The organism is Haloarchaeobius baliensis (assembly GCF_052060055.1).
Taxonomy (GTDB): domain Archaea; phylum Halobacteriota; class Halobacteria; order Halobacteriales; family Natrialbaceae; genus Haloarchaeobius; species Haloarchaeobius baliensis.
This window is the reverse complement of record NZ_JBPPFR010000002.1, coordinates 453,180-478,397: the sequence shown is the minus strand read 5'-3', so window position 1 is coordinate 478,397 and position 25,218 is coordinate 453,180. Positions and strand designations below refer to the sequence as shown.

23 protein-coding genes are annotated in these 25,218 nt (G+C 68.3%); 12 read left to right on the top strand and 11 right to left on the bottom strand.

The window, feature by feature from the left end; all coding sequences use genetic code 11:
• Positions 1-31: 31 nt before the first annotated feature.
• The 7 genes from ACSG06_RS13265 to ACSG06_RS13235 all read right to left on the bottom strand — a co-directional run bounded on the left by ACSG06_RS13265 (position 32) and on the right by ACSG06_RS13235 (position 8,657).
• Positions 32-1,267, bottom strand: a complete 1,236-nt coding sequence (locus ACSG06_RS13265; RefSeq protein ID WP_440990759.1) for a trans-sulfuration enzyme family protein — start codon at positions 1,265-1,267, stop codon at positions 32-34.
• 471 nt (positions 1,268-1,738) lie between these two features.
• The gene (locus ACSG06_RS13260; RefSeq protein WP_440990758.1) at positions 1,739-4,300 is read right to left on the bottom strand and encodes an efflux RND transporter permease subunit; all 2,562 of its coding nucleotides are present in this window, start codon (positions 4,298-4,300) and stop codon (positions 1,739-1,741) included.
• A gap of 213 nt (positions 4,301-4,513) precedes the next feature.
• Entirely contained in the window at positions 4,514-4,792 is a 279-nt protein-coding gene (locus ACSG06_RS13255; protein WP_440990757.1) for a DUF7521 family protein, read from the bottom strand.
• Complete coding sequence (locus tag ACSG06_RS13250; RefSeq protein ID WP_440990756.1) at positions 4,789-5,163, bottom strand: helix-turn-helix domain-containing protein; 375 nt, start codon at positions 5,161-5,163, stop codon at positions 4,789-4,791. Before ACSG06_RS13250 ends, ACSG06_RS13255 begins: the two co-directional genes overlap by 4 nt.
• Positions 5,164-5,511: 348 nt before the next feature.
• Positions 5,512-6,420, bottom strand: a complete 909-nt coding sequence (locus ACSG06_RS13245) for a serine/threonine-protein kinase RIO2 (protein WP_440990755.1) — start codon at positions 6,418-6,420, stop codon at positions 5,512-5,514.
• Between the two features lie 762 nt (positions 6,421-7,182).
• On the bottom strand, positions 7,183-7,839 hold the full coding sequence (locus ACSG06_RS13240; RefSeq protein ID WP_440990754.1) for a helix-turn-helix domain-containing protein: 657 nt from the start codon (positions 7,837-7,839) through the stop codon (positions 7,183-7,185).
• A 65-nt stretch (positions 7,840-7,904) separates the two neighbouring features.
• Positions 7,905-8,657, bottom strand: a complete 753-nt coding sequence (locus tag ACSG06_RS13235) for a DUF2071 domain-containing protein (protein WP_440990753.1) — start codon at positions 8,655-8,657, stop codon at positions 7,905-7,907.
• A gap of 124 nt (positions 8,658-8,781) precedes the next feature.
• On the opposite strand from ACSG06_RS13235, the gene ACSG06_RS13230 reads away from it, so the two are divergent.
• The 9 genes from ACSG06_RS13230 to ACSG06_RS13190 all read left to right on the top strand — a co-directional run bounded on the left by ACSG06_RS13230 (position 8,782) and on the right by ACSG06_RS13190 (position 18,227).
• Complete coding sequence (locus ACSG06_RS13230; protein ID WP_440990752.1) at positions 8,782-8,985, top strand: hypothetical protein; 204 nt, start codon at positions 8,782-8,784, stop codon at positions 8,983-8,985.
• 59 nt (positions 8,986-9,044) lie between these two features.
• The gene (locus tag ACSG06_RS13225; RefSeq protein WP_440990751.1) at positions 9,045-9,860 is read left to right on the top strand and encodes a lipoate--protein ligase family protein; all 816 of its coding nucleotides are present in this window, start codon (positions 9,045-9,047) and stop codon (positions 9,858-9,860) included.
• Between the two features lie 456 nt (positions 9,861-10,316).
• The gene (locus tag ACSG06_RS13220) at positions 10,317-11,153 is read left to right on the top strand and encodes a deoxyribonuclease IV (RefSeq protein ID WP_440990750.1); all 837 of its coding nucleotides are present in this window, start codon (positions 10,317-10,319) and stop codon (positions 11,151-11,153) included.
• 521 nt (positions 11,154-11,674) lie between these two features.
• Positions 11,675-12,478 carry a methyltransferase domain-containing protein gene (locus tag ACSG06_RS13215; RefSeq protein WP_440990749.1) on the top strand — a complete coding sequence of 268 codons (804 nt, stop codon included), beginning with the start codon at positions 11,675-11,677 and terminating at the stop codon, positions 12,476-12,478.
• Positions 12,479-12,550: 72 nt separating this feature from the next.
• Positions 12,551-13,444: an ArsR/SmtB family transcription factor gene (locus tag ACSG06_RS13210; RefSeq protein WP_440990748.1), complete on the top strand. Its 894-nt coding sequence runs from the start codon at positions 12,551-12,553 to the stop codon at positions 13,442-13,444.
• A gap of 56 nt (positions 13,445-13,500) precedes the next feature.
• Entirely contained in the window at positions 13,501-14,592 is a 1,092-nt protein-coding gene (locus tag ACSG06_RS13205; protein ID WP_440990747.1) for an aminopeptidase, read from the top strand.
• Positions 14,593-14,957: 365 nt separating this feature from the next.
• The gene (locus ACSG06_RS13200) at positions 14,958-15,911 is read left to right on the top strand and encodes a hypothetical protein (RefSeq protein WP_440990746.1); all 954 of its coding nucleotides are present in this window, start codon (positions 14,958-14,960) and stop codon (positions 15,909-15,911) included.
• Positions 15,912-15,968: 57 nt separating this feature from the next.
• Positions 15,969-17,060, top strand: coding sequence for an aminopeptidase (locus tag ACSG06_RS13195; protein ID WP_440990745.1), 1,092 nt, complete (start codon positions 15,969-15,971; stop codon positions 17,058-17,060).
• 78 nt (positions 17,061-17,138) lie between these two features.
• Positions 17,139-18,227, top strand: coding sequence for an aminopeptidase (locus ACSG06_RS13190; RefSeq protein ID WP_440990744.1), 1,089 nt, complete (start codon positions 17,139-17,141; stop codon positions 18,225-18,227).
• A 207-nt stretch (positions 18,228-18,434) separates the two neighbouring features.
• Here ACSG06_RS13190 and ACSG06_RS13185 read toward each other — a convergent pair whose 3' ends face one another.
• The 4 genes from ACSG06_RS13185 to ACSG06_RS13170 all read right to left on the bottom strand — a co-directional run bounded on the left by ACSG06_RS13185 (position 18,435) and on the right by ACSG06_RS13170 (position 22,709).
• On the bottom strand, positions 18,435-19,088 hold the full coding sequence (locus ACSG06_RS13185) for a DUF7095 family protein (protein WP_440990743.1): 654 nt from the start codon (positions 19,086-19,088) through the stop codon (positions 18,435-18,437).
• Positions 19,089-19,096: 8 nt separating this feature from the next.
• Positions 19,097-21,226 (bottom strand): histidine kinase N-terminal 7TM domain-containing protein, encoded by a 2,130-nt coding sequence (locus ACSG06_RS13180; RefSeq protein WP_440990742.1) that lies wholly within the window; start codon positions 21,224-21,226, stop codon positions 19,097-19,099.
• A gap of 134 nt (positions 21,227-21,360) precedes the next feature.
• Complete coding sequence (locus ACSG06_RS13175) at positions 21,361-21,813, bottom strand: DUF4442 domain-containing protein (protein ID WP_440990741.1); 453 nt, start codon at positions 21,811-21,813, stop codon at positions 21,361-21,363.
• 464 nt (positions 21,814-22,277) lie between these two features.
• Positions 22,278-22,709: a lamin tail domain-containing protein gene (locus tag ACSG06_RS13170; protein ID WP_440990740.1), complete on the bottom strand. Its 432-nt coding sequence runs from the start codon at positions 22,707-22,709 to the stop codon at positions 22,278-22,280.
• A gap of 128 nt (positions 22,710-22,837) precedes the next feature.
• Here ACSG06_RS13170 and ACSG06_RS13165 point away from each other — a divergent pair, with 128 nt between their 5' ends.
• The 3 genes from ACSG06_RS13165 to ACSG06_RS13155 all read left to right on the top strand — a co-directional run bounded on the left by ACSG06_RS13165 (position 22,838) and on the right by ACSG06_RS13155 (position 25,202).
• Positions 22,838-23,533, top strand: coding sequence for an alpha/beta fold hydrolase (locus ACSG06_RS13165; protein ID WP_440990739.1), 696 nt, complete (start codon positions 22,838-22,840; stop codon positions 23,531-23,533).
• A 45-nt stretch (positions 23,534-23,578) separates the two neighbouring features.
• Complete coding sequence (ncsA, locus tag ACSG06_RS13160) at positions 23,579-24,559, top strand: tRNA 2-thiolation protein NcsA (protein ID WP_440990738.1); 981 nt, start codon at positions 23,579-23,581, stop codon at positions 24,557-24,559.
• Between the two features lie 103 nt (positions 24,560-24,662).
• The gene (locus ACSG06_RS13155; protein ID WP_440990737.1) at positions 24,663-25,202 is read left to right on the top strand and encodes a hypothetical protein; all 540 of its coding nucleotides are present in this window, start codon (positions 24,663-24,665) and stop codon (positions 25,200-25,202) included.
• Positions 25,203-25,218 lie beyond the last annotated feature (16 nt).

The following is a 25,218-nucleotide window of genomic DNA, read 5'->3' as shown; positions in this document are numbered from 1 at the left end:
GGACTATCGGTCTTCCGGAGGCGTCGTGGTCTCAGTTCGGCGTCGCGAGACGATCCTCGAGCACCGCGAACCCGCGCTCGAGGTCGGCCACGAGGTCCTCGACGTGTTCGACGCCGACGGAGACGCGGATGAGCGTGTCGGTGATGCCGAGCGCCTCGCGCTCCTCGCGCGGGACCGGCTCGTGGGTCATCGCAGCGGGGTGCTCGACGAGGGACTCGACACCGCCGAGCGAGACGGCGAGGGTGAACGTCTCGAGCTGCTCGAGGAACGCCTTCGCGTCCTCGAGGCCGCCGACGAGTTCGAAGCTGAGGACGCCGCCGTAGCCCGCCATCTGCTCGCTCGCGAGCTCGTGCTGCGGGTGGCTCGGGAGCCCGGGGTAGTAGACGGAATCGACGAGCTCGTGCTCCTCAAGGTACTCCGCGATGACGGTGGCGTTGGCCTCGTGCTGGCGCATCCGCATCGGGAGCGTCTTCGTCCCGCGGAGGACGAGGTAGCTGTCGAACGGCGAGAGCATGTCCCCGATACCGACCTGCTGGAGGAACACGACCTCGTCGGCGATGGCGTCGTCGTTCGTGACGACGGCACCCCCGATGGAGTCGGAGTGACCGTTGATGAACTTCGTCGTGGAGTGGGCGACGAGGTCCGCACCGAGCTCGAGCGGCGCCTGGAAGTACGGGCTCATGAACGTGTTGTCGACGCCGAACACCGCGTCGTGGGCGTCGGCGAGCTCGGCGATGGCCCCGAGGTTACAGAGCTTCATGCGGGGGTTCGTCGGGGTCTCCATCCAGACGAGTGCGGTCTCGTCGGTCATCGCCGCCCGGACGTTGTCGGTGTCGGTCGCGTCGACGAACGAGACGTCGACGTTGAGCCGTTTCTGGAACACGTTCTCGAACATCCGGCGGGTGCCGGCGTACAGGTCGTCGAAGGCGACGACGTGGTCGCCCGGCTCGACGACCGCGAGGACGCTCGTGAAGATGGCCGCGGTGCCCGAGGAGAACGCGTAGGCGTGCTCGCCGCCCTCGAGCGCCGCGAGGCGCTCCTCGAGCGCGTGTCGCGTCGGGTTCGAGAGGCGTGAGTAGAGGAACTCGCCCTTCGACGGATCGACGTCCTCGAGGCTCAGCTCCGTGTCCAGCCCCGGGAGTGCGAACGTCGAGGAGAGGTGGATCGGCGAGACCACGTCCCCGACGTCGGGCGCGCCGGGGGTCGCCTCCTCGCCGTGTGCGACTGCGAGCGTCTCGAACCGCTTCGGTGACCGTTCGTCGTCCATGCTTCACGAAAACGAGACGCCCGGGCTAATAACTTACCAATCCTTAGTAATTTGTCCGCAGGGATTTATTCCTCCGAGGTATCCCCACCGTCACTCGCGGATGTGGAGGGAGTACGCGATGCACGACAGGCCGACCAGCTGCAGGACCCGCACCCCGAGCCGGAAGTAGTCCATCCTCGACTTGCGGAAGCCGCGCCCGACGTGACCCCGGTCGACCGAGTCGCTGCCGGTCCGCCGAGGGGTCGTGTACAGCAGGTCGTGCCAGAGCGGGTGGTCCGTGTCGACGGGTCGGACCCAGCGTCGGTAGACGGGGTCGTCCGCCGGGGGACGTCGACGCGTCCGGAGCGTATCCCCTGTCCCAGCGGTGGCGTCGTCGTGGTACAGCCCGACAACGACGTGGTGGCGACCGTCGCCAGCGCTCCAGCAACGTCGGTGCTCGCCACGTTCACGACCGCCGCCTGCGCGGTCCCGTCACGGGCCGGTCCAGTGACTGACCCGGTCGCGCAGTACGAGCAACGACGGCAGGACCGTGAGGCAGCTGACGAACGCGAAGACGATGCTCAGCCCGGTGACGAGGCCGAAGCGGTGGAGCGGCGGGGAGAGCGCCAGGGCGAGCACCCCGAACCCTGCCGCCGTCGTCGCCGCGCTGCCGAGCAACGCACCACCGGTCCCCGTGGCGGCCGTCGCCAGCGTCGAACCGAGCGAGGGCTGCCGCTCGCGCTCCTCGACGAACCGCTCCGTGAGGTGGATGCTGTAGTCGACCCCGAGGCCGATCGCCAGCCCGGTGATGACCACCGTCTCGCTGTTGAACGGGATGTCGAGGAGCGCCATCGCCCCGAGGAGCCACGCGAGCGCCACGATGACGGGCAGCACCACGACGAACGCGAGCCCCGGTGTGCGGTGTCGCCACCAGTACAGGCCGAGGAGGAACGTCAGGATGACACCCAGCGTCACGACGAACCCCTGGGCGAGCGTCTTGAACAGCGCGCTCTGGACGACCGCCGTGATGACGGGGGCGCCCGTCGCGACGGCCGTGACAGGTGCCGTCGCCTCGACACCGTCTGCGATCCGACGTCCGTCGCGGGCGACAGACTGGGACGAGACGTCGCCCCGGACGCCGACGGTCATCCGGGCAGACGAGTACGAGCCGTCCGCCGTTCGGTGGAGGACCGACGACGCCTGTTCGGGGGCGGCGGCGTAGACGAGGTCGTAGATCTCGCCGACGTCGCTGTCCGGCAGTCCGTCGCCGTCGGAGTCGCGGTCCGCTACCGCCGCGGCGACCGTCTCGTTCCGCGCGGCGACCGCCCGCACGACCGACGCCGGACTCTCGACCGCGGGAGTGCCGTCCGGTTCCAACGTGACCGTCGTGTACCGACCACCCCGCAGGGAGCCGCCGTCGGTCGCCTCCAGCACCGATGGCTCCGTGAGGTTCCCGTGCAGCAGAACCTGCACCGTCGACCCCTCACCACGCTGGCGGAAGTTCTCGCTCAGGTACGAGAGGTCCTCACGGACGTCGTACTCGGCGGGGGCGAACGGTTCCGGGAGCGACTCCATCCACTCGGGGGCGTCCTCCGGGAGGAAGTCGGCCTGGTTGAACTCCGTGTCCAGCGCCGTCGCCCCGTAGGCACCGCCGGCAGCCATGAGCAGGGCGACGGCGAGGACGACCGCGGGCAGCCGTCGCGAGAGCGCCGCACTGCCGGAGAGGAGCCGGTTGACCGGTCCCGAGTCGACCCCGAACGCGCGCTGCTCGCGGTCCCGTCCGAGCCGGACGAGTAACCGTTCGACCTCGACCTTGACGGCCGGCACCAGCGCGGCGAAGACGACGAACATCGCGACGATGCCCGCGGCGCTCAGGAGGGCGAAGTCCTGGATCGAGGCGAGCGGGCTCCCGTAGTTCGAGAGGAAGCCGACCCCGGTGGTGAACGCGGCCGTGGCCAGCGTCCCGACGACGCCGCCGATTCCGACACGCATCGCGCCGGCGGGGTCCGGGACGCCCCCGTCCGCAGTCGCGCCGTCTCCCGCTGCCGTTCGGGCTTCGCGGTAGCGCATGACGACGTGCAGCGAGTAGTCGATGCTCAGTCCGACGAGGAGGAACGGGACCGCGATGAGGATCGAACTGGACGGGATGCCGAGCCAGCCCTGCACGCCCTGGAGCCAGACCAGGACGACGCCGACCCCGAACAGCCCGACGAGCACGTCGACCACGTCGCGGTAGGCGAGGCCGAGGGCCAGGAGGAGGAGCACCAGCGCGGCGGGGGCGATGACGAGGAAGCTGTCGCCGATGGCTCGCGAGGAGGCCTCGTCGACGATCCCCTGACCGAAGACGAAGCCGTCCTCGAAGCGCTCCTCGACGAGCGAGTCGATGGCGACCTGTGCGGCGTACGCCCTCTCCGGTGTCCCGTCCGACACCTCGGGCGACTGGAACACGAACGTCACCCTCGCGTCCGCGCGTGTCGTCCCCGGGTCGTAGTCGGTCGGCAGGAACGACGTCGGCTCGCGCCCCGCAGTCGGCGTGTCCGGGTCGAGCACGCGCGCGACGAGCGTCTCGACCTCGCCGGGTGACCGGGACTCGAGGGCCGCGATCTGCTGGTCGAGTGTCGGTTCGGACGGCTCCCCGGTTCGGTCGGTTCCGTTGGACGTCCGCCGGTCCTCGACGTAGGCCGCGGTCGCCACGACGTTCTCGATGCCGACGACGCCCGCCTCGGTACGGAGCGTCGGTCCGACGGAGTCGTTCTCCCGTATCGACCGCTGCAGGCGAAGGCTCTGCAGCAGGGAGTCACGGGTGAGTACGTTCTCGTCCCTGACGACGACCTGCGTGACCAGCGCGTCGTCGTCGCCGTAGGTTGATCGGATCTCGTCCAGGGCGGCCTGTTCGGCCGAATCGACCCCCGTCGCGCCGGTGTCGTCGGCCCCGTCGGTTCCGAACGCCGCGCCGGCGCCGACGAGCACGGTTGCCACGACAAGCAGGAGGACCACGAGTTTGCTCCGCGAGACGAGCGCGTCGGCGTACCGACGCGAGAGACCGCGGCTCATCGATCACACCCCCCGCCGAGCGGCGGGCGACGATACACTGGACGGCCGACCGGTACGGTGGAACGACACATCGACCGACTATCCGAGTGGGGGCGATAAGGAACGATGGAGGGCTCCCAGAACGTGGGAGAACCAGCCCGGTGGCGAGGCACGGGCCGGCAGCTGACCGTGGCTGCCCGAAAAGCGCTCGACGGAGAGCAAGAAGGTGCCGGCCTACTGGCCGTAGAGGCCGTAGATCATGATCAGGAATCCGCCACACGCGACGAGGCTCTCGTAGAGCATGCCCTGGAGGCTCGGAATCCCGAAGACGTGGTGGAGCACGCCCACGAAGAAGGTCCCGAGCGTTATCACCACCAGCCCGGCCGCGAAGTACTGGAGCCCGTCGAGCCTGGTCCGGAGGTACGCCCGGTAGGCCATGAGCGAGACGACACCACCGAGCACCAGAGCAGTGACCTTGACGATGCCGAGGACGAGGACGAGCTGGTCCGTCATGACTCCCTCCGCATCTCGGACCAGAACGACGCCATCCGGTCCTCCGGCTCCTCGGTCGGTCGGTCGACGGTGAGCGAGAACTCGTCGTTCTCGTCGATCCGGACCGAGATCTCCGTGAAGTCCCGCTCGTACAACGTCGCGTTCGGACCGTCGCGGCGAACCTCGGTGTACTCCCTGACCAGCCCCGCATCACGGAGCCGTTCGAGCTTCCGATACGCGGTCGAGTTCGCCAGCCCGCACTCGTCACAGAGGTCCGACGCGGACTTCGGCTCCCGCAGTGCGCGGAGTATCGCCCGACACTTCTCGTCCTCGAGCGACTGCAGCACGGCCGGAACGGGCGGTTCCTCGTCGCTCGCGGAATCCGTGTCCATCTCTGTCGCTTTCGACGTCGGGTTCGACCGCGTCGGGATCAACGAGAGCCGCCTGTGTGGGAGATAGTCCTCTGGCATCCGGGGTGGAGAGTCGTACGCTGGTCGTCGCTACGCGATGCTTCGTGGGTCTCGCTTGTCGCCCCGGTCCTAAAGCGGTGCCGGGTTGTCCCAGCCCGTGGGACTGGCGTGTCGGCCGGCAACGACCAGCGACCGCGTCGGGACCCGGACCGACCGAGGCTCGGACGGCAACTGTTCGCGCAGGGGATGCACTTGATATCGTGTTATGTAGTTTATCGCCTCGATGCATGGGAATCCTCCCGATGCCTCGAACACGGAGAAACGGCCGCCTCAGTCGCTGTGAGCGCGTACCGACTCGAACTCGCCGGCCTCGATTGCCGCAACGACATCCGCTTCGTCGATCTCCGGCACCTGTGCCGGGTACTTCCGGGCGAAGTAGCCGACGATGTTCCCCACGTCGCGCGCGAGGAACTCGGCGGCGTTCTCGTGGTCGCTCTCGACCGCCTGGGGCCAGTCGAACACCGTGACGCCGCCCTCGTCGACGAACACGTTGTACTCGCTCATGTCCGCGTGGACGAACCCCCGCCGGTACGCCTCGGCCATCTCCGCGAGAACCAGGTCGAGCACGCCGACGACCTGGGAAGCGTCTAGCTTCGCCCGGGAGAGCTCGACACCCTCCATCTTCTCCATCACGATGGCGTGGCGGTTCTGGTCGATGGGCCTGGGGACGGAGACGTCTGGGTAGAGCTCCTCGAGTCGCTCGTACTCGCGCTCGGCGGCCTTGCGCGCGGTGTAGAGCCAGGAGACGTGCTCGCGGTCGGAGGTGTAGTCGCGCTCTTTCATCACCTCCCGGAAGTTGGTGAACCCCTCCCGATGGTACTTCAGTGCCATCGGTCGATAGGACTGCACCTCGTACACGTCGGACTCCTTGCCGACGCCCAGCGAGGAGCCGAAGCCGGTGACGCTGTCGCGCTCCGCGAAGGTGTGCAGCGCGAGCGCGTCGTACCCTTCGAACTGGAGCTTGTAGCCCTCGTACTGGATGGTCTTTCGCTCCAGCAATCCACGGTCGAGACAGCGGTCGAGCCGATAGTCGACCTCCTCGGCGGTGAGACGGGAGAACTTCGGGATCTTCGAGCGCTGAACCCACTCGGAGAAGCGCATCCCCTGCTCGACGCCCGAGAGGAGGTGGAAGTCCTCGGGCTCCAGCTCGGCGACGAGCGGGGCGACGTTCTGTACCATGGCGACCCGTAACCGGTCGGGAGGTAAAAGCCCGATGTGTCCCCTGCCGCCCACACGATAAACCATATACTGCGATAGCAAATCGGTGATTCGCGGGGGACGGTCGCTCAGTGTGCGGTGTCGAAACGTCGTCCGAGGTACCGTGCTCGCGACGACGGGGGAGATGGGGGGAACCCAGAACCCTGCCAAGAAAACCCTCTGAGCAGGGGAGACCGATCCAGACGGTCTGTTCCCCGACTCAGTCGACGCGCTACGGTGCGCCGATGCCCCGCATCTCCCGGGGACGAGTGACACCGTGAACTCCAGACCAGTCCGGTTGCGTAGTCCACCCAGTTATGCCGGGGGTGGGTGACGAGAACGAGACCTGTGGGGACTCACGAACCCGAGTCACTGTCGAAGCGACGTGCGACCCCGGGCTGGCGGTCGACGGAACCGTAGCCCCCCAGCCAGCGGTTCGGTGGCAGGTCGACCGAAACGTGATTCGCCTCCCGGGCGTCGCGTGGATGTCGTTGCACCGTGATGTCGGTGCAATCCCCCCGCACCGGTCGCGGCGGTGGGCGGAGTCCTCATGCGAGTGCGGTCCTGCCCTCGCCGAGGCCGCCCCGTAGCGACCGGCTACTCCCCCATGCAGATGGATAGCCGGTAGCGGTGTGCAACCGGTCGTCACTGTCTGCACCTTCGGGTAGGAAGCATGCCATAGATTGGTTTGCCATTGTCTGGTCAACCCTTTTATACGGCGGGCAGGGCCATGACCACGCAGGGTCAGAAGTTGTCGGCCGAGGAGAGCAGCACGTTCTCGAGGATCTTCTCGTTGGCACCACGGACGCGAGCCGACACGGCCTGCTGAGAGATGTCGAGTTCCGCGGCCAGTTCGGCCAGCGAGACCTCCTTCGGCGTCGCGAAGTAGCCCCGCCTGACCGCGAGGACGATGGCCTCGCGCTGCTCGGGCGTGAGGTCGAACTCGTGGCCGATGTCGGCGTCCTTCGTCAGTGTGAACAGCCGGTCGATGGTGATGGTGATGTCGTTCTCCTGGCAGTAGTTGTGGAACCGCGCGACGGTGTCGTGGTTGGGGAACCGGAGGCGGAACAGCCACTCGTGGTTGCCACGGGCCTGCAGGATGGTGCCACCGGTCTCGGAGATCCCGTCGATGATGCCGCTGTGCGGGTCCGTCCACTCGATGCGGTAGAGGACGGAGTCCCCGACGCGGTCGAGGACGGTGAACTCCGCGATGCTGGGCTCCTCGAACAGCCGCTCTTCGAGTTCGTCGAAGCACTCCCCGATGGCCCAGAAGAACGGGAGTGCCTCGTTGCCCGTCGGGACGATGCGCTCGATCTCCGCCCGCAGCCCGTCCACGCTGGCGACGACACGGCCGAGCGTGAACTGGTCCGGGTCGACGCGGAACTCGACGATGACACTCATCTCGTGCTACCCATGCACGCTACTAGCGTGGGTCGGTCTTAGCCCTTCCCCGCGGAATCGCGCCGTCACGGCCTCGATCGTGTCGTTCCGGTGGTCGCGACGGCCCGTCGCGGCCGCCACTCGTGACCGATGTCCCGCATCAACAGCGCGTTGTCGAAGCTGACGGCGTCGTCCGGGAACTGCTCGAAGAAGCTCGCGTGCACGGAGTCGACCGAGAGCGGCTCGACGTGCCACTCGTCGGTCGCGAGCTCGACGCCCTCGAGCCGGTCGCCCGCTGGGGCCGGGCAGTAGCCGACCGCACCGCACTCGTGGTACGCCGAGGCGGCCGACACGTCGGCGAAGACGCTCCCCTCGGGTAGCCCGGTGGTCTCCGTGGCGTCGACCCGGACGGTGACGTCGTGGTCCGGATTGGTCATCCGGAGCTGGTAGCGACCGTCGCCCTCGCTGACCGCGAAGTCGGCGTGGTAGTGCCGGCCGAAGCTCCGCGAGCCGAAGACGCTGTTGAGCCGCGAGGAGGTGTCCCGACGCGGGACGTACACGCCCGAGCGCGTCTCCCCGTCGTCGTCGTCCCATTCGACGCCGATCCGGTGAGCCGCGTTCTCGGAGGTGACGCCGACGACGGCCGGCAGTCCCCGCGGGCGCATCGCCGTCAGGCGGATGCAGCAGATGCCACCGATGGCACGCTCGCCCGCCGGCCCGTCGACGGTCCGGGGACGGAATCGGTCGGGGAGCACCGGGTCCAGTACGTCGGGGTCGACCGCGAAGTTGACGAGGATACGGCGGTCGATGACGCCCCGGAACGTCGGTACCCAGCGCATGTCTCGTGCTGCGACCGGCAGCGTCAAACACCTTTGGGAAGCCAGGTGTCCGCGCCCGACCAAACCAGGTAGGCCGGACAGCCAAGCCGGTCCATCCGAACTGGAGGATACGGAGGAACCACCGATGTCAAAGACACAGTCAGGTTCGGACTACAGCGCACTGTTCCAGAAGGTGACCGGCGAGACGGAGTTCGTCGACGAGCAGGACGAGAGTGCGGCGGAGAGCAACCGTGAGGTCGACGACGAGCTCGAGTCGTACGTCGAGCGGACCGCCCGCGACGACGGGTTGGACGAGGCCGTCGAGGCGCCCGACACCGACGCCGGCTAGCATCCGGTCGCGTGGGGTGTCACGCAACGCCTTTGGCCTGACCCCACGAACCCGCAGGTATGACTGCGGACAGGGAGTGGCGACTGGTACGCGAGGAGTCCCGGGACGGCCCGACGAACATGGCACTGGACGAGGTTGCGGCGGCGTCGGCCACGACCGACGGCGTCCGCACCCTCCGCGTCTACCGGTGGGATCCCAGCTGTCTCTCGATGGGCTACCAGCAGGCCGCAGACAGCGTCGACTGGGCGTTCTGCGAGCGCGAGGGCATCGACGTGACCCGCCGGCAGACCGGCGGCGGCGGCATCTACCACGACAGCCACGCCGACGTCTCCTACAGCATCATCGCCCCCGCCGACGAGCTGCCGGGGTCGCTCATGGACTGCTACGAGCTGCTCTGTGAACCCGTCCTCGACGCCATCCGGGCCGTCGGTGTCGACGCCGACTTCGCCGACGAGGAGTACCCCAAGATCCACCAGCCGGCGTGCTATCTCCGGGGCATCCATCCCGCTCACGACGTGCTCGCCGACGGCGGCGACGAGCCCCGGAAGCTCTCCGGGAACGCCCAGTACCGACAGCGCGACGCCGTCATCCAGCACGGCTCCATCTCCTTCGACCTCGCACCCGACCGCCACCTCGGCGTGTTCGCCGACCACGACGTGACCCCCGCGCAGTTCCGCGAGCGCGTCACCGGGGTCCGCCAGCAGGCCGGCGTCGACCGCGAGACCTTCGTCGCCGCCCTGGAGGACTCGCTGGCGGACTGGGCAGGTGCGGACGAGGGGTCGTGGACCGACGGCGAACTCGACGCCGCCCGGGAGCTGGTCGAATCGAAGTACGACGCCGACGCGTGGGTGCGCGACCGGGACGATTCGCGCTAGCTCGTTCTCGTTCGAGGGTACGTGTTTTGTGAACTTGGGCTCCCTTCGGCTGTCGACCAGCCGGGTGGCGCGCGGACTGGCGAGCGTGCCGAAGGCCGCTCGCCTCACTCGTGCGAGGGATGAGGAGCGCAGGGAGCGCTAGCGACCGAGCACCGCAATCGGCTGGGGAGGCGTGAGGTGCGGTGCGGTCGCTGCGGGAGGACTGAAAGGGGCTGCTCGCTCGACAGGCGAAACGACGAAAGGACCGCAGCGGAGCGAGGACCGCAGCGAGTTGCAGCCGTCGAGCGAGCAGGGGCTTTCTGGCTGTTCTAGGACGAGCAGTTCACACGTCGTACCACCGTCAGACCGCAATCCGGGACATTCGGACATTCAGCGCAGTCACCCACGACGCGACATCCAACTCCCACGGTCGGTCGCTTCCGAAGCCACTTTGCCCCCCTACCCCCACCCCAGAATATGGTCAAGGTAGGCGCACACGTCTCCATCGCAGGCGGTGTCGACAACGCCGTCGGGAACCAGCTCGAGATCGGCGGCAACTGCGGACAGATCTTCACGCACTCCCCACAGGTGTGGGACCACGGCAGCATCGAGGACGAGGAGGCCGCGGCCTTCCGCGAGGGGACCGCGAAGTCCCTGGAGGGCCCGTGGGTCATCCACGCCTCGTACCTGGTGAACCTCTGCACGCCCAAGGACGGCCTGCGCGAGAAGTCCATCGACTCCATGCAGCAGGAGGTCGACGCCGCCGCCGAACTGGACATCGACTACGTGAACGTCCACCTCGGGGCCCACACCGGCGCGGGCGTCGAGGGGGGCATCGCGAACGCCGCGAGCGCGCTCGACGAGCTCGACGTGCCGGACGGCGTCACCGTGCTCGTCGAATCCGACGCGGGCTCCGGCACCAAGCTCGGCGGCGACTTCGAGCACCTCGCGAGCGTCCTCGACCAGTGCAGCCACGACCTCGAGGTCTGTCTGGACACCGCCCATATGTTCGCGGCGGGCTACGACCTCTCCACGCCCGAGGCCGTCGACGAGACGATGGCCGAGTTCGACGACGTCGTCGGCGCGGAGAAGCTCGCCTGCGTCCACCTCAACGACTCCAAGCACGACTGTGGCACCAACAAGGACGAGCACGCCCACATCGGCGACGGCTACATCGGCGACGACGGCATGCACGCGTTCGTCAACCACGAGCTCGTCCGCGACCAGCCGCTCGTGCTGGAGACCCCCACCGAGGACGGCCGCAGCTTCGCCTGGAACGTCGACAAGGTCCGGGAGCTCCGGGACGACGTCTGAACCGGGGGTTTCCGGTCGATTTCTGCGGCACCTGTTGCAGTGGAACCCGTCGGCAAGTCGTGTCTGTGATGGCCTACTCTGGAATCTCGAATAGCCAGACGGCCCCACCACCGACGAGAGCAACCGATTCCCACAACAGCCAGAAAGCCCCGGCGGGCTACGCTCCCGCGACTTGCTGCGCTCCTCGTTCCTGCGGTGCTTGCTGCGTCGGGGTTCGCGTAGCCCGCCGCCCCTTTCAGTCCCGCCCCGCACAGCACCGCACCTCACGCCTCCCCAGCCTCCTGCGGTGCTCGCTGCTCCACGGCTCGCTGGCGCTCGCCGTTCCGCGTGGAGACGCTCGCTGGCGCTCGCGTCTCCCACCCGCTGCGCTCCTCATCCCTCGCACGAGCGTCGGCTCGCGGCCTCGCTCTCGCTCGGCACGCTCGCCAGACCGCGCGCCACCCGGTTGGTTCGAGGACATCGCCAGCCCACCCCCGAACCGCTTCCAATCGCTTTTGAGCCGTGGCGACCAACGGCGGGTCGTGCGACGATTCGACGCGGAGTACCTCGAACACACCCGCAGCGGGATGTGGGCGGACTCGCGCGCGGCGCTCGACCCGCTGGAACTCGGGAGCGCCGACAGCGTGCTCGACGTTGGCTGTGGCACGGGCGAGTTCTCGCGGGTGCTCGCCGAGGAGACCGACGGGCAGGTGGTGGGCTGCGACGCCGACCCCGAACTGCTGGCGGTAGCGGGCGAGTTCGTCCCGGTCGTGGCTGGCGACGCGACGCGGCTCCCGTTCCGCGACGGGGCGTTCGACGTGGTGACCTGCCAGGCGCTGCTGGTGAACCTGCCCGACCCGGCAGTCGCGGTGGAGGAGTTCGCCCGGGTCGCGGCCGACCGGGTGGCCGTCGTCGAGCCGGACAACGCGGCTGTCACGGTGGACTCGACGGTCGAGCGCGAGGCCGGGCTGGCGCGGGCGGCGCGGGCGGCCTACATCGCCGGCAGCGACGTGGACCCGGCGCTCGGTAGCGACGCGGCCGGGCTCCTGCGCGAGGCCGGCCTGGTCGACGTCGAGATGCGCCGGTACGAGCACACCCGGACGGTTGCGCCGCCGTACGACGAGGCCGACCTGCAGGCGGTCGCGAAGAAGGCCAGCGGCGCGGGGCTGGCCAGCGACGAGGCGAGCCTGCGGGCGACCCTGTCCGACGCCGAGTACGACGACCTCCGGGAGTCCTGGCGCGAGATGGGCCGCGAGGCCGCCGCGCAGGCCGCCGACGGCGACTACCGGCGGGTCGAGACGGTGCCGTTCTACGTGACGACCGGGCGGGTGGGCGACGGGGACTGACCGCCGACCCCGTGCCGCACCGGCCAGCCAGACGCCGCGGGACTTTTGCTCGCTGCGGGAGCAATGTCGGCCATGAACGACGACACGACGGGGACCGTGGAATCGGCCGACGTGCGCGATGTCTCCGACGCCTTCGCCGTGCTGGGCGACGAGACTCGCGTCGCCGTCCTCGAGGCGCTCGTCGAGGCCAGACGCGAGGGGCCCGAACAGCGCGCCCTGACGTTCTCCGAGCTCCGCGAGCGCACCGGCGTCACCGACTCCGGCCGGTTCAACTATCACCTCGGGAAGCTCCGCGGGCGGTTCGTCGAGGAGACCGACGAGGGCTACGTGCTCACCTACGCGGGGCGCGAGGTCGTCGGTGCCATCCTCGGCGGCACGTACGACACGGACGTCCAGCTCGAACCGGAGCCTCTCGACGACCCGTGCCCGATGTGCGACACCGAACTCGTCGCCCGGTTCGACGACGGCGACCTCGACGTCACCTGCGAGAACGACCACACGGTCCTTCGGACGTCCGTCACGCCCGGTGCAGCCACCGACCGGTCGATGCACGAGCTCCTCTCGCTCGCCACGCGACGGACGTACGCCCGCATCGAGTTGCTCGCCGGCGGCATCTGTCCGGAGTGCTCGGGCAGGGTCGACCGTGAGATCGGCGAACCCGATGTCGACGTCCAGGTCGAGTACAGCTACGAGACGTCGTGCGAACGCTGTGGCGCGTTCACGCGCTCGTCCGCCGGCGCCGCGGTGCTCCGCGATCAGACCTTCATCGCGTTCTGCGACGCCCACGACATCGACATCGCCGACCGGCTCCCGTGGACGCTCCCGTTCCTCACCGACGGCGAGACCGTGCAGACGGGCGAGGACCCGCCACGCTATCGCGTCCGCGTCGAGGCCGACGACGAACGGCTCGACCTCACCCTCGACGAGCGTGGCGTCGTCGTCGACACCGAACGAACCACCAGCTGAACGACAGAACGTCTCTTCTGGAAACCGTTAACAACCGGACGCGAGTCCACTGGAACATGGACTCACGAATCCGAGAACACGCAGAGATCATCGTCGAACACTCCACGCAGGTCGAGGCGGACGACAACGTCATCGTCAGCGCCCCGCCGGTCGCGGAGGACCTGGTCGCCGCCATCGCCGAGAAGCTCGGCGAGAAGGGCGCGAACCCGACCTACACGATGAACAGTTCGCGTGCGAACCGGGCGTTCATGCGCGCCTCGGACCCCGAGGACTTCACCCTGCCCGAGCACAAGCTCGCGGAGATGGAGGAGGCCGACGTGGTCATCATCGTCCGTGGCGACGAGAACACGAACGAGGCGGGCGACGTGGCCCCCGAGACACGCTCCGCGCTGGCCCAGGCCTGGAAGCCGGTCCAGGTGGAGCGCATGGGCAAGCGCTGGGTCGGCACCCAGTACCCCGCGCCGGGCAACGCACAGGACGCCGAGATGAGCACCGCCGCCTACGAGGAGTTCCTCTACGATGCCGTCAACAAGGACTGGGAGGAACAGCGCGAGTTCCAGGAGCACATGGTCGAGATCCTCGACCCCGCCGACGAGGTCCACATCAAGAGCGGCGAGACGACCGACATCCGGATGAGCGTCGACGGCATGGTCACCGCGAACGACTACGCCGAGCTCAACCTGCCCGGCGGCGAGGTGTACACCGCGCCCGTGCCAGATTCGGTGGAGGGCGAGGTGCTGTTCGACAAACCGCTGATGGCACAGGGCCGCGAGATCGAGGGTGCCTGGCTCGCGTTCGAGGACGGCGAGGTCGTCGAGCACGCCGCCGAGAAGAACGAGGAGGTGCTCGGTGCCGTGCTCGATACGGACGACGGCGCACGCCGGCTGGGCGAGCTCGGCATCGGCATGAACCGCGACATCGACCGGTTCACCTACAACGTGCTGTTCGACGAGAAGATGGGCGACACCATCCACCTGGCCATCGGGCAGGCCATCGAGCACACCGTGCCCGACGGCCAGCCGTTCAACGAGAGCGCGATGCACATGGACATGATCGTCGACATGAGCGAGGACTCGTTCATCGAGGTCGACGGTGAAGTGGTGCAGCGCGACGGGACGTTCGTGTTCGAGGACGGGTTCGAGGAATAAGGCGGTTCCGAGCGCCAGCGAGGAACCGCCAACATCCGAACGGCGAGCGCCAGCGAGCCGTGAGGAGTAGGGAGACGCCGAGCGCCAGCGAGGCGTCTCCGACATGCGAGCGGGGAGCAATGCGACCCGCGAGCAGGAGCGAAGTTCTTAGCTGGCGCTCAGAACCTCGAACCGCAACGGCGAGCGCAGCGAACCGTGGCGCAGTAGGGCGGTTCCGAGCGAAAGCCGACAGCAGTCGGCGCGAGTTGCCCTGCTGCGACAGCTTACCAACGTACAGCGATAATTTATTCGTTCTGTTCAGTCCTGGCAGGAATATTTAATAGTGGACAGACAATTGCGTTTCATACTCACGGATTCGATTACAGATGACTGATACGAACGCACACGTCTCCGGTGTTTCGACACACGCGGACGGGAACCCCCGGCGCTGGCTCCCCCTGCTCGGCGGCGTCGGGTTCCTGGTCGGCGCAGTACAGGGAGCCGAGGTCGCGCTCAGTACGTATCCGGGGGTCCTCACGGGAGCACTCTCGTCCCAGCAGCTGGGCCTCCTGCTGGCACTGATGAACCCGTTCCTGCTGCTGGCCGTCGGCTACCTCTGGGCGACGGACGTCGCAGTGGAGTCCGAGTATCAGCACGCGCTCGTCGCCGTCACGGCGTCACATCTCCTCGGATTCGGGCTGGCCGTGCTTCCCCGGTTTCTGTTCCCCGAGCAGGCAGCCTACGGGTGGCCACTCGGAATCGCCGGCTTCGGCATCGTCGAGGTGCTGCCGATACTCGCCACACCGTTCGTCCTGCTCGGCGGTGCGTCTGTCGCGTCCGTCCGGCGTCGCGTGTCGGAACGGTCCGTCCGGGAGTCCGGCGCGGATTCGACGCTGACGCTCCGATGGGCGATTGGACTCGGTGTGGCAGGCCTCCTCGCCGGTCTGGCGCGGTGGCATGTCACCGGGTTCGGGCTCGTCTTCCTGCTCGACCTGCAGACGGACCCCGCGTTGCTGCGACTGCTGACCGCCACCGCCTTCCCGCTGAGCTTCGTCCTCAACTGGGTACTGCTGTTCGGTCTCGGCCACGTCTGGGGTCGGGAGCACGACCCGGCGAGCGAGTGGCGGTCGGTGTTCGGAATCGTACTCATTGCCACCGTGTTCGGGTACGTCTCCCTCTACCTCGGCCAGGTGCTGGTGGCATCGCCCGAACCCGGCTACCTCGTCGACCCGGAAGGGGTCCTCTACCACCTCGTCCAGACGGCTTCGTGCGTCGCCACACCCTGTGTCGTCCTCGCCGGTGCGATGGCCGGGGGGGCCGGAGCCGAACAGTCTGTGTAGTCGCACAGAAACGAATTTCTGCGAGCCGTTTTGTGGCCCCCGGCACAGCCACAGTGCATGGATCCCCGCATCAGGGAGCACGCCCGCATCGTCGTCGACCACTGTCTGGACGTCCAGCCCGGCGACCGGGTGCTCGTCGACGCAAAACCCGCAGTCGAGGAGTTCGTCGTGGCGCTGTACGAGGAGCTCGGCAAGCGCGACGCCATCCCGATGCGCATCGGGGCGAGCCCCCGGGCGTCACGAGCCTACCTCCGCGAGTTCGACCCCGAGGCGGCTGCGCTGAAGGACCAGAAGCTGGCGGCGCTCGAGGCGGCGGACAAGCTCGTCATGGCCTGGGGGATGGAGAACACCCGCGAGACGGTCGACGTGGCCGACGAGGTGTCGAACGCGCTTGGCGAGGCGAATCAGCAGATCATGGAAGCGCACCTCGACATGGACTGGGTCGGGACGATGCACCCGATGCCGGGCAACGCCCAGGCGGCCGAGATGAGCACCGACGCCTACGAGGCGTTCGTCTACGACGCCATCGAGAAGGACTGGGACGAGCAGCGGAGATTCCAGCAGCAGCTGGTGGACATCCTCGACCCCGCCGACGAGGTCCGCATCGTCAGTGGTGAGACGACCGACATCAGGATGAGCGTCGGCGGGATGGACGCCGGGAACGACTACGCGAAGCGCAACTTGCCCGGCGGGGAGGCGTACACCGTGCCGGTGCCGGACTCGGTCGAGGGAGAGGTGCTGTTCGACCTGCCCGTCGTCACCCGCGGCGAGGAGCTGGCGGACGTGTGGCTCCGGTTCGAGTCGGGCGAGGTCGTCGAGTTCGAGGCCGACTCCGGCGAGGGGACGCTGGAGTCCATCCTGAACCGGGACCAGGGCTCGCGACGGCTGGGCGAGCTCGGCATCGGCATGAACCGCGACATCGACCAGCTCACGAACCACATGCTGTTCGACGAGAAGATGGGCGACACCGTCCACCTCGCGCTCGGCCGCTGTCTCGACGAGGTGGTGCCCGAGGGGATGACGGGCAACGAGAGCTCGCTCCACGTCGACCTGCTCGTGGACATGAGCGAGGACTCGTTCATCGAGGTCGACGGCGAGGTGGTCCAGCGTAACGGGGTCTTCAGATTCGAGGAGGGCTTCGACCACTGACCAGCCGACAAACCATCAGCCACTATACAGAATTCCTCTTCTGAAAATCATTATCTCCCGTGCGGGACAGGCTCCGGTATGGACGAGAGAGTCCGCGAACACGCACGCATCATCGTCGACCACTCCATCGACCTGCAGGCAGGCGACGAGGTCCTCCTCTCCGGCGGCGAACTCGCCGAGGACCTCCTGATCGCCCTCCACGAGGAGATCGGCAAGCGAGGGGCCTTCCCCGTCGTCTGGAGTCGCCCGTCGCGGGCCCACCGGGCGTTCATGCACGCGATGGACCCCGAGAACTACGACGACGTGCCGGACACGCTCGCAGCGATGGTCGAACACGTCGACGCCACGGTCGGCATCCGCGCGGCGAAGAACACCCACGAGCAGGGAGACATCCCGCCGGAGAAGAACACCGCGATGGCGACGCTGTTCCAGCCCATCCAGTCCCAGATGATGCAGAAACGGTGGGTCGGCACCCAGTACCCCGCGCCGGGCAACGCACAGGACGCCGAGATGAGCACCGAGGCCTACGAGGAGTTCGTCTGGGGCGCCATCAACAAGGACTGGGAGGAACAGCGCGAGTTCCAGCAGCCGATGGCGGACAAACTCGACGAGGGCAGCGAGGTCCACATCGTGAGCGGCGACACGACGGACATCGTGATGAGCATCGAGGGCACCGTCGGGAAGAACGACCACGGCGAGAACAACCTGCCGGGCGGCGAGGTGTTCACCGCGCCGGTCCCCGATTCGGTCGAGGGCGAGGTGCTGTTCGACATGCCGCTGATGGCCCACGGGCGGGAGGTGCAGGACGTCCACCTCACCTTCGAGGACGGCGAGGTCGTCGACTTCAGCGCCGGGAAGAACGAGGAGGTGCTGGCCGCCGTGCTGGACACCGACGAGGGTGCAAAGCGCATCGGCGAACTGGGAATCGGCATGAACCGCGACATCGACCGGTTCACGTACAACATGCTGTTCGACGAGAAGATGGGCGACACCGTCCACATGGCGCTGGGGCGGGCCTACGAGGAGAACGTCCCCGAGGACTGCGACGTCGAGCGCAACGACTCGGCCATCCACATGGACATGATCGTCGACATGAGCGAGGACTCGAGCATCACCATCGACGGCGAGCTCGTGCAGAAAGACGGCACGTTCTGGTTCGAGGAGTAGGGAGACGGCGAGCGCCAGCGAGACGTCTCAGAAGTGCGAGCGGGGAGGAACGACCCGCGAGCAGTAGCGAGGTTCCGAGCGCCAGCGAAGAACCTCGTACCGGAACGGCGAGCGAAGCGAGGCGTGGAGGAGTAGGGAGACGGCGAGCGCCAGCGAGACGTCTCAGAAGTGCGAGCGGGGAGGAACGACCCGCGAGCAGTAGCGAGGTTACACCACGTCGCCCCGAACCGTCGCCCCGTCCTGCTGCTCGCGCCACTCGTGCAGCTCCGCAGCCCCTTCCTGGGCCTGTTCCTCCTCCAGCCCGAGCATCTCGAGCGCCCGGGAGAGCGTCGGCAGTGCGAGTTCGGACGCCCGGAGCTTGCGCATCGCCTCGTCGCTGCGCTGACCGTCGACCCAGAGGCAGACGCCGCGGGGGTCGAGCAGGGTGGACCAGTCCTCGCGGCGCTTCGCCCCGGCAAGGCGCTGGGTGACGTTGTCCTCGAAGCTGGCGTTGCACACCTCGAGGTGGACGGGTTCGTCCTCGTCGGGGAGCAGGTGCGCGCCCAGGCACTTCTCGGGGGCTGCGTGGCCGTTGGCGTTCGCGCGGAGGTACTCCGGGTGCTCGTCGGCCCACTCGGTGCGGACGGTGTGGCCGACGCCCTGGACGCCGTACTCGGCCTCGAACTCGTCGGCGCGGGTGGCGTCGCCGCCGAGCAGGATGTCCTTGGTGAGGTAGACGTCGAGGCGGTCGACGGGGTCCAGCCCGAGCGCAACGTCGCCGTACACCCAGACCTCGCGGACGGGCACGGGCATCTGCTCGTGCTCGATGGTGTCGAGGATGGACGCGACGCGGTCCAGCGCGTCGTCACGTGGGAGGCTCATACCGGCGGTTACTCGTCGGAGGTGGATAACGGCCTCGCTCCGTCGACGGGCGTCTCGGCCACGCTGGCAGCGGTGCCCCCGTCGGCACGGGGAAATCGGAGGGTGACGGTCGTACCGTCGTCGACCGCGAACTCGAGGTCGCCCCGGACCGAGCGGACGACCCAGATGACGAGCCAGAGCCCGACGCCGCTGCCGTGTTCGAGCGCGGTCTCCCGGCGGTTCCGCAGCGGGTCGAGCTCGTCCATCGGGATGCCCGGGCCGTCGTCGCGTACCTGCACGTGGACGGCATCGGGCGCTGCCGTCGCCGTGACCGTGATCGTAGGGTCGTCGTCGCAGTGCTCGACGCTGTTCTCCACCAGCTCGGTGAACACGACCTCGAACGCGTCGCCAGCCCGAATCGGCGGGAGGTCGCCGATGTCGGTGTCGACACTCACCTCGGGCGTCGTGTGCCGGACGGTGTCGACCGTCTCCTCGATGACCGCGGCCGGGTCGACGAGCCGTCGCTCGTCGGTCCTGAGTTCTGTGGTGACGCGCTGGAGCTTGTCGCTGCGCTCGACGACCTTCTCGACCCGTTCCTCGATGGCGTCGACGTACTCCGCGACGGGTGCGTCGGCAGGCGTCTCGTACGTGGCCGTGTCGCCCGCGTCCTCGGCGGCGGCCTCCGAGAGCAGGCCAGCGTAGCCCTGGACGACTGTCATGTCGTTGCGGAGGTTGTGCCGGAGGAGCCGGCGCATCACGTCGGTCTGTTGCTCGCGGCGCTTGCGTTCGGTGACGTCCCGGGAGTTGACGATGATGCCGTCGACGACCGGATCGTCGGTCCGGTTGCGAGCACGGGCCTCCAGCCAGCGCCAGGAGCCGTCGGCGTGCCGGAAGCGGAACTCGAGCGTGGCCTCCGAGCCCGGCTCGGCGAGCTGGCCGGCGAGCGACTCCGTGAGCTGCCCGCGGTCGTCCGGGTGGACGTACTCGATCGCGGAGTCGCCGACGAGGGTGGACTGGTCGTAGCCGAGCACCTCCTCGACCGACGGCGTCTCGTAGGTTATCTCACCGCGCTCGTCGATGACGGTGATGATGTCGAGCGACCGGTCGAGCAGCGTCTGGTAGCGCTCCTCCGTCTGTTTGCGCCCGGTGACGTCCCGGAGGGTGACGACCCGCCCCGTGACGGTGCCGTACCCACGGTCGAGTTCGGACGTCTGCAGGTCGTAGTGCCTGGTCTCGCCGTCGCGTTCGAGCGCGAGCATACGCGTCCCGTCTCCGAGCGCGCCGGCCAGCGACGGTGCCACCGCCGCCAGCGGCTCGCCGAGCCCACCCGGCGTGGAGATGTCGAACACGTCCGCGGCGGCCGGGTTCGCGTCGACCACCCGGTTCGACTCGTTGAGGACGACGATGGCGTCCGGGAGCGTGGCGATGAGCTCGTCGCGGGCGAGCTCCCGCGTCGCCGGCGACACGTCGAGCAGGCGCTGAGAGCGGATGGCCAGGAGCAGGAGCAGGCTACAGACGGCGAAGGCCATGTTCGTCGGGTCGAGTCCGGGCGGAGTGACGCCGGAGATGTAGGCGAGGTTCGCGACGAGGACGACGGTGACTCCGGCGACGAACGCGGTGCCCTGCACGAGGTACACCCCGCGAGAGAGCAGCGACGTGCGCACGATGAGTGCGACACCGACGCCGATGACGATGTAGGAGTAGGCGACGTGTGCGAAGAACGCTGGGCCGAGCGACTCGGTGATGATCCAGTAGCCGCCAGCGGCGAGGCGACGGCCGGTCTCCGGTCTGACGAGTCCGTGCCCCGCCGTCCAGACGAGCAGGGAGAGGACGACGGGCTCGACGGCCAGCGAACCGAGCAGTCGTCGGTCCACCCCGTCGAGCCGGCCGGTGTACTCCAGCGCGAGCAGCAGGAACGCCGGGGGGACCAGCGTCGAGGCCGTGATCTCGACGTTCGTCCACAGCGTCTTCGCCGCCGTCCCCGTCGTGCTGACGTTGCCGATCTCTCCGACGGTCCAGACCGCCGTCGCCACCGCGAACACCGCGAGCGGGGCACCGCCCGGTGCGTCGCGGTTCCGGGCCGCGAACACGGCGACCGTTACCGAGAGCACGAGCGAGCAGACGAGCGGCAGGTGGTACGGCGTCAGCTGCAGCGCCATCGCTCACCACCGTCGATGGCCTCGTCGGCCGTACGCGCCGCTGACGGTCGCTCGGGCAGCGACGACAGCCGTGGGGAACGAGGTTCGGTGATCGTCGGAACTGAGGTCCAGACACCCAAGAAGGTTGTTGCCGGTCAGTCCCGGCCGACGTACACCGTCTTCTCGACGGTCGCGTGCGTCGTCCCGTCGGCGGCGACGACGTCGACCTCGTACTCGCGGTCGAGGCTCTCCTCGTCGGCCAGCCGTTCCCGGATGGTCGCCAGCTCCTCGTCGGACACCCGGAACCGCGCGTACAGGTCCTCGGTTCCGGGCCGTCTGAACTGCACCGACGCCGACTTGTCCCACACCGTGTACTCGTCGGGCAGCGCCTGGATGAGCATCATCGCGTAGATGGGGTCGCACGCACCGTAGATGCTCCCGCCGAACGTCGTCCCCATGTAGTTCCGCGTCCGCAGGTTCCGGGGGATCTCGACCCTGACCTCCTGCCAGTCCTCCGCGATGTACCGGACCCGTCCGCCCGTGCCCCGGTAGGACGGCCACAGGTTGAACCCGAGCCGCTGCAGCCGGGTGCGCCACGATTCGCTCATTGCTACTGGTGCACGGTGGTCGGGGTTGTGAGTGCTGTGGAACCCGTGACGCGTCGTTCCGGGTTTTCGTGCTCGTTTGCACTGCCTTGCGGGAGCGAGAACATCAAGAACGCTCATTCATCGATGTGAGTGTCTGGAACCGCTAACGGCCAGAAAGCCCCGAGGCTCTCGACTCCCGGGACTCGCTGCGTTGTCAGACCGCTCCGCGTTCTGACTGCTTGCCGGGCGTAGTCCGGCAACGTGGCCAGAAATCTTCGATTTCTGGCTGCTGACCGGAACTCGTAGAGTTCCGGTAACGTCCCCGGAAATCGAAGATTTCCGGTGTGCTCACGAGACGCTCCGCGTCTCGTGACCGCTTCTCGCTTCGCTCCGATGCTCGTCCCTCGCGCGGAATGGCTCGCGGCCTTCGGCACGCTCGCCAGCGCGCGCCAGATTTGTCGCGTAAACACGCAGAATCGAGCACCTCACCCGTCGCAGGTCGTACTGCCGACGATGGTCCCCTGCGGGCCGACGAGGGTGACGCGACCGTCGGGGCAGAGCTGGTCGTCGCGGTTCGCGCCCCGGACGAACTTCGGGGGGTCTGAGCGGTCCATGCCCTCGAGGACGCTCGTCGACTCGACGGCGACCCAGCTGCCGGGTTCGAGCGTGAGGCGGTCGAACTCGTAGACGACGCCATCGTCGTACTCCAGCAGGTAGCCGCGCATCGGCACGTCGGTCGAGCCGTCGTTGTGGACGTAGACGCGCTCGCCGTTCTCGCCCGGGCGTTCGATGTCGAGGCGGAGCTCGGCGCCGGGCGGATGGGTACCGGGGGCCTCGACGGTGTCGAACGTGCTGAGACAGCCACCGAGGCTCGCGACGACGGCGGTCAGGACGGCACGGCGTGACGCCGGATGCATGGCACCGGCTTGCAGGGGAGGGCACAAATACGTGTCCGAGACGGTGGCGGGGGCCGGACCGCAGAAACCGGGAACAGCGGGCCACCGGTTCTGGGACGTTTATGCCGCGCCGGTTCGACGCCCGTGGTATGCAACCACGGGTCACGAACGAGGGCGGCGAGTCCGACCTCGTCTTCGTCCTCGGCTGGGGGAACCGGCACGAGCACGAGAACGTCGACTGGCTGGTCGAGCAGTTCGCGGACGCCGGCTACCGGGTCCACGCGCTCCAGATCCCCGTGTTCCCGGACGACTTCTATGCGGACTACGTCGAGCCGGTGCGGTCGTACGTCGCGAGCCTCGACGAGTACCGGCTCGCGGGCCACAGCACGGGCGGGCTCATCGCGGCGTACCTCGACGGTGCCGAGACGACGACATACCTCAGCCCGTGGTGGGACTTCCCGCCGGAGTCGAAGGGCGTGCTGTTCTCGCTCGTCTCGACGCTCGGGCTCGACGCGAAGTTCATCCCCTCCGGCGTCGACGACCGGCGCGCCATCGGGGAGCTGACGACAGACCGCCAGCTGGCCGACATCCCCGACAAGGTGTCGCCCCGGTTCATCCGGGAGGCGAGCCGCGGGCACGATGACCGTCCGACCGTCGACGAGGATTCCGTGGTGTTCTGCTCGCTCCGCGACCAGATCGTCAGCGTGCGAACCATCGGCGAGGCCGTCGACGCCCGCCAGGTTCGGCTCTACGACGGCGGCCACGAGCTGTTCTCCTCGCGCCGTCGCGACGAGTACGTGGACGACGTGCTGGCGGCGGTGGACGGTGGGCCGGACACCACCTGAGCGACAGCGAAACCCGTATCCCGCCGGACGAGGTAGGACCTGCCGATGACCGACTGCACCAGGTGCGGCCGAGAGGCCGTCATGCACGCCGCCTACTCCGGCGCGCACCTCTGCGAGTCCCACTTCTGCGAGTCCGTCGAGAAGCGGGTGCGAAAGCGCGTCCGCGAGGACGGCCTGGTGCCCCGAGACGCGACACCCGACGACCCCGAGACGTGGGTCATCGGGCTCTCCGGCGGGAAGGACAGCGTCGTCCTCACCCACATCCTCGACGAGACGTTCGCGGAGGACCCCCGCATCGAGCTCGTCGCGCTGACCATCCACGAGGGCATCGAGGGCTACCGCGACGAGAGCGTCGACGCCTGCGTCGAGCTCGCCGCCGACCTCGACATGCGGCACGAACTCGTCACCTACGAGGAGGAGTTCGGCGTCCGCATGGACGACGTTGTCGAGGACGACCCCGAGAACATGGCCGCCTGCGCGTACTGCGGCGTCTTCCGGCGCGACCTGCTGGAGCGCTACGCCGACGAGTTCGGCGCGGACAAGCTGCTGACCGGCCACAACCTCGACGACGAGGCTCAGACGGCGATGATGAACTTCCTGGAGGGCGACGTCGCCCAGATGGCCAAGCACTTCGACGCCTCCATCGGGGGGTTCGACGGCGAGGACGCCCGCAGCGAGCAGGACGAGTTCGTCCCCCGCGCGAAGCCACTGCGTGACGTGCCCGAGAAGGAGGTCGCGCTCTACTGCCACCTCAGGGACCTGCCCGCACACATCACCGAGTGCCCGCACTCGAGCGAGGCCTACCGCGGGGAGATCCAGCAGCTGCTGTACGAGCTGGAGGAGAACCACCCCGGCACCCGCCACTCCATCATGGCCGGCTACGAGGAGCTCGCGGGCGTGCTCGCGGACCGGTACGACGAGGACGGCGACGGCCCCGACCTGCACGAGTGCGAGGACTGTGGCGCGACGACGACGCGCGACCGCTGCCGGAAGTGCTCGCTGCTCGACTCGCTCGAGGTCGCCTGAAACCGCTGTTCTCGCGACTCCCGCCCGTGCGACCCAGGGGGCGCGTCGGTGTGTAAGACACGCACCCCGAAACCGATTTCCGACGCGCCCCGAAACGCCGACCATGGGACTGCTGGACACGCTACGGAGCCTGCTGCGGTCGTCGTCGTCGGACGACTCCATCGAGGACCCCGCCGAGCGTGCGACCCCGGCGTCCGACCCCGACCGGATGTACGCCACCGCACCGTCGGACGACGGCGACGAACCCGACCTCGACCCCATCGGGACCGACCGCCCGTCCGACCCGCCCGAGCTGTTCGCCCACGAGGCCGAGGACTGTGCCGACTTCTGGGGCGACTACGACCTCGACTTCACGACCGACTCGCTGTCGCGGCTCGACGACGCGGTCGACGAGCGGTTCGAGTCGCGACGGTTCGTCGGCGTCGAACCCGACGCCTCGGGCAGCCCCGACGCACGGGCGTTCGAGCGCGTCGTCAGCTCCTTCGGCAGCTACTGCGGCGAGACGCTCGTCCGCGACGCTGGCTGGGAGTGGACAGAGTCTGGCGACTGGGTCGTCACCGACGGGTCGGAGACGGTCGACCCGTTCGCCGTCGCGACAGACGCGTTCCGCTCCGAGACGGCGTTTACGTCCGTGCTGGACTGATTTCGGCCGGCACTAC